Origin of the sequence: Pseudomonas sp. (assembly GCF_002796985.1) — a bacterium.
In the GTDB taxonomy this organism is placed as follows: Bacteria; Pseudomonadota; Gammaproteobacteria; order Pseudomonadales; family Pseudomonadaceae; genus Pseudomonas.
Genome location: NZ_PEKX01000005.1, coordinates 19,856 through 27,664, shown reverse-complemented (window position 1 = coordinate 27,664; position 7,809 = coordinate 19,856). Strand labels below are relative to the sequence as shown.

General features: G+C 61.7%; 6 protein-coding genes. 2 read left to right on the top strand and 4 right to left on the bottom strand.

Features of this window, described 5'->3' with window-relative positions:
- Window positions 1–295 precede the first annotated feature (295 nt).
- Entirely contained in the window at window positions 296–2,299 is a 2,004-nt protein-coding gene (locus CTR55_RS04850; protein WP_296284424.1) for a U32 family peptidase, read from the top strand.
- 208 nt (window positions 2,300–2,507) lie between these two features.
- Here CTR55_RS04850 and CTR55_RS04845 read toward each other — a convergent pair whose 3' ends face one another.
- Complete coding sequence (locus CTR55_RS04845) at window positions 2,508–3,647, bottom strand: acyltransferase (RefSeq protein WP_296284423.1); 1,140 nt, start codon at window positions 3,645–3,647, stop codon at window positions 2,508–2,510.
- A 360-nt stretch (window positions 3,648–4,007) separates the two neighbouring features.
- Between CTR55_RS04845 and CTR55_RS04840 the strand changes: the two genes are divergently transcribed.
- Window positions 4,008–4,409 carry a hypothetical protein gene (locus CTR55_RS04840; RefSeq protein WP_296284422.1) on the top strand — a complete coding sequence of 134 codons (402 nt, stop codon included), beginning with the start codon at window positions 4,008–4,010 and terminating at the stop codon, window positions 4,407–4,409.
- Here CTR55_RS04840 and CTR55_RS04835 read toward each other — a convergent pair whose 3' ends face one another.
- The 3 genes from CTR55_RS04835 to CTR55_RS04825 form a co-directional block, all read right to left on the bottom strand.
- Window positions 4,410–5,741 (bottom strand): OprD family porin, encoded by a 1,332-nt coding sequence (locus CTR55_RS04835; protein WP_296284421.1) that lies wholly within the window; start codon window positions 5,739–5,741, stop codon window positions 4,410–4,412.
- A complete protein-coding gene (locus CTR55_RS04830) occupies window positions 5,738–6,916 on the bottom strand; it encodes a DUF1624 domain-containing protein (RefSeq protein ID WP_296284420.1) in 1,179 nt (392 codons plus the stop codon). Before CTR55_RS04830 ends, CTR55_RS04835 begins: the two co-directional genes overlap by 4 nt.
- Window positions 6,917–7,026: 110 nt before the next feature.
- On the bottom strand, window positions 7,027–7,647 hold the full coding sequence (locus CTR55_RS04825) for an FMN-binding negative transcriptional regulator (protein ID WP_296284419.1): 621 nt from the start codon (window positions 7,645–7,647) through the stop codon (window positions 7,027–7,029).
- Window positions 7,648–7,809 lie beyond the last annotated feature (162 nt).

The window sequence follows — 7,809 nt, the reverse complement described above, 5'->3', positions numbered from 1 at the left end:
CCCATGTCCCCCGACAACCGTTACCTATGTCTCCCGGCAGAACACGCAGCGATACCCATGCTGCAGGTGCGCGAACTGATGGGTATCGCTGCGCTCCACGCCATCCTACAAAGCGTCAGCCGGTAGGACCGGAGCGATGGTTGGCACAGCGCTGTCCGCGGATCGCAGGCGACCAGGGGCTACACCGCCCGGCACGCCACGGGTGCCGGCGCGGCGTTTGGCCGGTACAATGCGCGATTGCCCGTGCCGTACCTGAAAAGCACACCTGATAAGCACGCCTGATAAAGAAGAAACCATGTCCCTGCCCAAACACCATCTGGAACTGCTCAGCCCTGCCCGCGATGTGGCCATCGCCCGCGAGGCCATCCTGCATGGCGCCGATGCCATCTATATCGGCGGCCCAAGCTTCGGCGCCCGGCACAACGCCAGCAACGATGTGAGCGATATCGCCCAGTTGGTGGAGTTCGCCCGCCGCTACCACGCGCGGGTGTTCACCACGATCAACACCATCCTCCACGACAACGAGCTGGAAGCGGCGCGTACGCTGATCCACCAGCTCTACGACGCCGGCGTCGATGCGCTGATCGTGCAGGACATGGGCATCATGGAACTGGACATCCCGCCGATCGAGCTGCACGCCAGCACCCAGACCGATATCCGTACCCTGGGCCGGGCGAAGTTCCTCGACCAGGCCGGCTTCTCACAGCTGGTACTGGCCCGTGAGCTGAACCTGCAGGAAATCCGCGCCATCGCCGACGAGACCGATGCCGCCATCGAGTTCTTCATCCACGGCGCGCTGTGCGTGGCCTTCTCCGGCCAGTGCAACATCTCCCACGCCCAGACTGGCCGCAGCGCCAACCGCGGCGACTGCTCCCAGGCCTGCCGTCTGCCCTACACCCTGAAGGATGACCAGGGCCGCGTGGTGGCCTTCGAAAAACACCTGTTGTCGATGAAGGACAACAACCAGAGTGCCAACCTCAGCGCCCTGGTCGACGCCGGCGTGCGCTCCTTCAAGATCGAAGGGCGCTACAAGGACATGGGCTACGTGAAGAACATCACCGCCTATTACCGCCAGTTGCTGGACGGCATTCTCGCCGAGCGCCCGGACCTGGCCCGCGCTTCCAGCGGCCGCACCGACCACTTCTTCGTGCCCGATCCGGACAAGACCTTCCACCGCGGCAGCACCGACTACTTCGTCACCGACCGCAAGGTCGATATCGGCGCCTTCGACTCGCCGACCTTCACCGGCCTGCTGGTGGGCACCGTGGAGAAAGTCGGCAAGCGCGACATGCTGGTGGTGACCCAGGAGCCGCTGTCCAACGGTGATGGCCTCAACGTGCTGGTGAAGCGCGAAGTGGTCGGCTTCCGCGCCAACATCGCCGAGCCCAAGGGCGAGTTCGAAGAGGATGGCGAGAAGCGCTACCGCTACCGCGTCGAGCCCAACGAAATGCACGAGGGCCTGTACCGCCTGCGCCCGAACCACCCGCTGTCACGTAACCTCGACCACAACTGGCAGCAGGCGCTGCAGAAGACCTCCGCCGAGCGCCGTGTCGGCCTGTCGTGGGTCGCCAGGCTGCGCGAAGAGCGCCTGGAACTGACCGCCACCAGCGAGGAAGGCGTCAGCGCCAGCGTCGCCCTGGACGGCCCGTTCGGCGCCGCCAACAAGCCGGAACAGGCACTGGACCAGTTGCACGACCTGCTCGGCCAGTTGGGCACCACCCAGTACCACGCCGACAGCATCGAGTTGGACGCTCCGCAGGCGTTCTTCATCCCCAACTCCCAGCTCAAGGCGTTGCGCCGCGAGGCCATCGAGGCGCTGACCGAAGCGCGCATCCAGGCCCACCCACGCGGCGGCCGCAAGGCCGAGACGACCCCGCCGCCGGTCTACCCGGAAGCGCACCTGTCCTTCCTGTTCAACGTCTACAACGAGAAGGCCCGCGCGTTTTACCACCGCCACGGCGTGCAGTTGATCGACGCCGCCTACGAGGCGCATGAAGAAACGGGTGAAGTGCCGGTGATGATCACCAAGCACTGCCTGCGCTTCTCCTTCAACCTGTGTCCGAAACAGGCCAAGGGCGTCACTGGCGTGCGCACCAAGGTGCAGCCGATGCAACTGATCCACGGCGACGAAGTGCTGACCCTGAAGTTCGATTGCAAGCCGTGCGAGATGCATGTGATCGGCAAGATCAAGGGCCACATCCTCGGCCTGCCGCTACCGGGCAGCGACGGCGTGAACCAGATCGTCGGGCAGATCAGCCCGGAAGACCTGCTCAAGACCATTCGCAAGCCGGCGCATTAGGCTCTCGCTGCAAGCGCGGCCTGAGACGCTGTAGAGCCCCCTCCACGAAATAAAGGCGGGGGCCTTTCGCATTAATGTACTCAGCTACATCTTGCCACAGCAAAGTTCAGTATCAGGCTATCCTTGATGGACAAATCTATCGAGTGATAAACAGCACCTGCGCAAGATGAACGAGACCTGCTTCATTGGGATCTTCACGAACAGCAATTCAAGACATAGCACTGGTGACGGGCCCGTTATTTCTGACAAGCGCTTTCGATCTAAAGATTGCTCTACTCAATCGAATGCAGGGCCGCTCAACTAGCAAATATCCAAGGTAGCCAAAAATCAAACTCAGAGGGACCGCCAATCCCCATACAGCCGCCGCCCCATACCTCGGCAATAGAACTATCAAACACGCATAAACCACAACATAATGGGTCAAATACAAGCTATATGATATTTTTCCGAGCCATCTCCCCAGCAGGAAGAATACAGACTCTTTTTTTATACTGAATGACATCACGATGAGCAGCATCACCCCCGCCCCCGTCACAAGGTCTCCGATCATCCGCTGCGGCGGAGACCATGGATTATCAAATGGATAAGCGTACAACGAAAGGGCGAGAAACCACATTCCCATCCTTCTGGTTCCAGAGAGAAGAGAGCACCACTTTAAAAGCTCGTCAATATTCAAAGCCACCCACGCTCCCGCCGCAAAAAACCCGGCTATTTGCACGGTCGTCAGAATATTGTGTCGTGGCATCGTCCATGTGGACGGCTGGAGAAAGCCATACACCAGAATCAACAGATTCAACAAGACAAAGCACAGCAACGCCCTGTGATTCCAGCGCCGAATAAACAAATAAATCAGCGGAAACACTATAGACACCCGCATCTCATGCACGAGCGTCCAGACAGGCGTATTTATCTCACTTGCATCATAGACACCCAACCAAGTCAGATGATTAACAATAACATCATAGGTCAAGACAGGCTTCGGCGCATTTAGCCAACCTTTCTCCCAATGAAATCCGGCGAAACTCAGCAAATAGTATCCAGCAACTGAAAAAGCCAGAGAAAAAACAAAAGGCACATAAAGACGAGCCAATCTAGATGCCAGATATCTTAAATAAAACTTACCTTGCACACTACTAATCATGCACGCCAGGGCAAAACCGGACAAAACAAAAAACAAATATACAGCCTGATGCCCAGAAAAAAACACCCTGACAGGCGTCCATTTCAACCAAGGCCAAACAGACGAAGCGTAAGGCCAGCAAATTGATATATGTGAAAACACTACAAAGAGCGCTGAATAACCTCTCAGCACATCAACAGACTCGGCACGCCGAAACTTATCATACATACTTATAGCCACCCAAACCGATCGAAACCATACAAATCGCACAGTCTTATGTCAGAGCCCTGAATCCCAAAAACCGGAGCTAACGCAGGCCCCAAGACGGCATACGCGAGCGCAGTGCACGCATCCTCAACCAGTTCCCCCGATGAAAGTTGACGCTAATACGCACCGGAAAGCACTTATCCCAAGGAGACTCTCCGGGTGCATTTGCACCTAAAGAATAATAATTTTACTCAATGAACCTGCCCAACCACCCACTCGAGCTCATTCGCCCCTCCGTACATACTACGGGCAGGCTGTTTACCAAGCCAGCAAGGCACGCTACCTCTGCGCAATTCCCCGATCCCCCGCTATGATCGGGACATGACCGCCACTCCCCCGCTCCGCCAGCAATGCCCGCCCGGCGCCTGCAACTGCGACCGGGAACGCCTGCTGGAACAGCCCGACGCCGACCTGCGCATCCTGCTGCTCACCCGGCACGAGGAGCAGCGCCTGCTGGAGCGGCTGGAGAACCTCAAGGACCTGGCGGACCTGGAGCGCATGCAGCACAAGCTCTACGAGCAGCTTGGCATCCGTCTGCACATCGCCCCCGGCTTCAACGAAGTGCGCACCATGCGCGGCATCGAATTCGACTTCGACGAGCAGCCCGGTCTCTGTCGCAAGACCCGCCAAGCCATACCCGCCGCGATCCGCCGGGGCCTGGAGAGGAACCCGGAGATCGCCTGGCGCCTGCTCGACGCCCACGACCTGCTCGGCGGGTTCTGATCAGAAGCCGCCGTCCAGCGGGTATTCCACGGCAACCCTCAGCTGATCGGTATTGAGCTCCGCCTGCGCGGCGTTGGCGCGGTGGCTGTTGTGCATCAGCACCAGCCGCAGCCCCTTGGCCGGACCTTCCGGCACGCGGTATTGAAGCATCAGGTCGCGCTCCCAGTGCTTGCCGCCCTCGCCGTACCCCAGGTACGCGTAGCCACCACGCGGGTCGGCGTGGCTGCCATCGATGTCCGTGCCACGCACGTAGGCCGCTGCCATCGACAACCCCGGCGCGCCGAAGCAAGCCAGGTCCAGGTCATAGCGCAACTGCCAGGAGCGTTCGTTGGGCGCATTGAAGTCCGATAGCTGCACCGCGTTGGTGAGGAAAATCGCCCCACGCGTCACGTAGTCGAACGGCGTGTCGCCCTCGACCTGCTGGTAACCGACACTCAGCCGGTGTGCGCCGAAACCGTAGCCGCCGAGCAGGCTCCAGGTGGTGTTGTCGATACGTCCCGAGAACGCCTGACCGGTGTCGCGGGTGCGGTAGAGGTTGAGGTTCAGCGACAGATCCTGCCCCTGCCCCAACGGCTGGCTGAAGGTGCCGCCGAGGTAATCCTGGCGCCAACTGTCGTCGTAGCGCGAGGTGAACAGGCTCAGGCTCGCCGACTTGGCCGGCGCATAAGTGAAGCCCGCGAGGTCGAAGGCATCGCCCTGGCGGGCGTTGGAGTAGTTCACCACGAAGCCGCGATCATGGCTGGAGGCGTTGCGATCAGTGCTTTCGGTGAAGTGCCCGGCCACCAGCCGCAGCCCGGAGAACTCCTCGCTGGAGAGGAAGAAACCGGTGGCCGTTTCCGGCAGCAGGCGGCTGTCGGACGAGCTGAATACCGGCGTCTTCACCCGCTGCTCACCCCACCACAGAGTCGTCGACGATACCCGCGCCTTCAGCGCCGCGCCGCCACGAGCGAAGCTGTCCTTGGGATGGCCTTCGTTATCCAGGCCGACCAGCCGGGCCTTTCCGGCACGCCCACCGCCGCTGTCCAGCAGCACGCCCTGGTAGAGGTGCGCGTCCAACCCCAATCCGACGCTGCCCCGGGTGAAGCCTGACTGCAGGCTGCCCATCAGCCCGTAGGCCCACTCCTCCGCATAGCCATTGCGCTCGCTGCGAGGCTTGTAGGCATTGCGCGCGCCACTGTTGCGGTCGCCGTGGAGGTACTCGCGCCGGTCGAACACCGTGCGGTTGAGCAGGCTCCAGCGGCTGTCCTCGACGAAACCGCCGGACTCCTCCTGCGCCGCGCCGAACGCCGGCGCGGACAGCGCCAGCAGCACTGCGGAACTGCGCAGCCTCACAGGTACTTCAGCCAGGCGATATCGCGACGACGGGCCTTGAGCCCGGCGAACCAGTGCACCGGCGGGTACAGGGCGACGATCAACACCAGCGCACCACCCCAGACCGCCCACACCGAATCGAAGCCGAAGTACTGCCCGTGGTTCAGCCCCCAGATTGCCGCGGCGGCCAGATAGAGCAGCTTCAGCACATAGAGGTGCAGCAGGTAGAAGAACATCGGCGCCGCGCCGAACACAGCCAGCCAGCGCGCCAGTGCGCCCTGCCCTCGGCGCTCGAAGAACACCAGCAGGAGCAGGCCGAGGCCCAGGGTCAGCGCCAGGAACAGTAGCGACGGCGGGTACTTGGTGATGTTGAAGAAGCTCATCAGCAGTTGCAGGTCGCTATCACCATCGCCCCAGGGCTTCTCGCCATAACCGTTGTTCAGGCGCAGGACGATGAAACCGCCCAGCGCGATGGCCGCTGCCAGCAGCAGGTTGCGGGTGCGCCGGGCAGCATCGGCAGAACGACCGAACCAGGGGCCGGCGGCGTACCCGAGGGCGATCACCCCGATCCACGGCAGCAGCGGATAGGACGTGCGCAAGCGCAGCGCATCACCCACCTCGATCCAGCCGCGATCATGCAGCACCGCCCAGGGCACATGGGCCCAGTCGCCGGGCGCGAAGTGCAGCCCATCGAGCAGGTTGTGCCCGGCCACCAGCGCCACTCCCAGCACCACCAGCGCGGCGCGCGGCAGCCAGACCAGTACGGAAAGCGTCAGCATGCTCAGGCCGATGGCCCAGATCACCTGCAGGTAGATGACCTGCGGCGGAAACTGGAAGGTCCACGCGAAGTTCACCAGGGTGATTTCAAGCAGCACCAGGAACAGCCCGCGCTTGAACAGGAAGGCCGAGACCGCCGCGCGGCCCTCGTGCTTCTCGCCATAGAGGAAGGCGGAAAGCCCGGTGAGGAAGACGAATACCGGCGCGCACAGGTGCGCCAGGGTGCGGCTGAAGAACAGCGCGGGGTCGGTCTGGGTCACGTCCATCGGGTCGCTCACCTGCAGGTGCAGGTAGAACGTCTCGCGGACGTGATCCAGCAGCATGAAGAGGATCACCAGCCCGCGCAGGGCATCGATGGAATGGAGTCGGGTAGCGGCATTGGCGATTGAGGGTGTTGCGGTGTTCAATGCGGAGGTCATGGGCGGAATCAATTGCGATTGAATTGTAATATTATTACATTCCACACAACCGATCCGCCAACCTTTCGAAACATGCGGGCATGTCTGGAACAGGCCTCACCGGCCCGGGCTCAGTCCAGCGCGCGCTTCATCGCCAAGGAAAGCTCGCCACTGCCGAGTTGCTCCAGCCGCTCGGCGGCACCCAGGCGATCGTGCTCTTCCTTGTTCTGACTGAGCTTGGATTTGCCGACGATCTCGCTGATCTCCACCTCGATACCGACGATGTTCGCCAGCATGCCGCTGATGAACTCGGGGGTGGAGTCGCTCATCTTCCAAGGCTTGGCTTCAGCGGCCTCGTGGGTGCGGGTCAGGCGGCCGACCACGCCACGCACGAAGCGCTCCTCGTCCATGACCTTGAGGCGACCACGAACATGCACCACCTGGTAGTTCCAGGTCGGCACCTGGCGGTGCTCTTCGTGCTTGCTCGGGTACCAGTTGGGCGAAACGTAGGCGTGCTCGCCACGGAAGATGATCAACACCTCCTCGCCGTCGGCCTCCTGCCACACCGGGTTGCTGCGGGCGACGTGGGCGCGCAGCAGCGGTTGCTCGCCGGAGAGTTCCAGCTCGAACGGCAGGTGGTTGGCGTCCAGCAGGCCGTCGTGGCCGGTCACCAGGATGCCCAGGGGATACTCGCGGATCAGCCGGTGCAGCTCGTCCGGGCGGGTTTCCTCGAAATGTGCAGGTACGTACATGAAAGACCCCGGCAGTAGGTGATGACGGTCATCATGCCGGCGCATTGGCACCTTATAAAGAGCCAATCAGCACCAGGTCGAGAGAACCAATCCCACCACACCGCCACGCTGGCACTCCCTCTGCGTCGCCACGCTGGACGGCGCGGATGTCGCACCCTACTC